The sequence below is a fragment of the Staphylococcus sp. EG-SA-2 genome, assembly GCF_017152085.1.
In genome coordinates, this window is sequence record NZ_JACYHC010001232.1 from 1 (window position 1) to 636 (window position 636).

General features: G+C 27.7%; 1 protein-coding gene. It reads right to left on the reverse strand.

The window, feature by feature from the left end:
- A partial coding sequence (locus IDG60_RS19935; protein WP_206161108.1) for a YfhO family protein occupies positions 1 to 636 on the reverse strand: 636 nt, incomplete at both ends.

The following is a 636-nucleotide window of genomic DNA, read 5'->3' on the forward strand; positions in this document are numbered from 1 at the left end:
CTTGTTCTTTATCTAATGGAGATTTTAATTCTTTATTGGAAAAGACCTTATTTGTAATATGTGCACTTGGATAATGGATGGTATTTTTAGAATGAATCCAACGAACTTTATTGTCTTTGTGTTCAGACTTAATTTTAAATCCATATGGTAAGTTGTCATCATGATTCACTCTAATTCGATCATTAACATTCCAAAGTGATAGTAAATTTTGACGATTGCCAAGTAATCTATAAGTGCTGTTTTTATCGATTGGCATATTAATTTGGAGTGTCTTGTCATAATATTTTAATATGTCTCCATTAAAAATACTAGAATATAATGAAATGCCATTATAATGATATATAAATGGTGAATTTAATGCATAGTCTGACATATAATCAATGCGATTAAATGGACCAGTTGCATTTTGATTTATCTTTTTTATAAGCTGGTTTACATAGTTACTATGGTAATCATGTTGTTTCAACGTTGATAATGATTGTTGATAAGGTTTGATTGCCATATTTTTATTGTTATCTAAAATGACGATTTGTTGAATCATAACGATTAATACTAATATTGCAACGGTTAATTTTTTATAACGCCATAAACTAAATTTTAAAATAACGGCAAGCACCATTAGCAGGATAATACCTA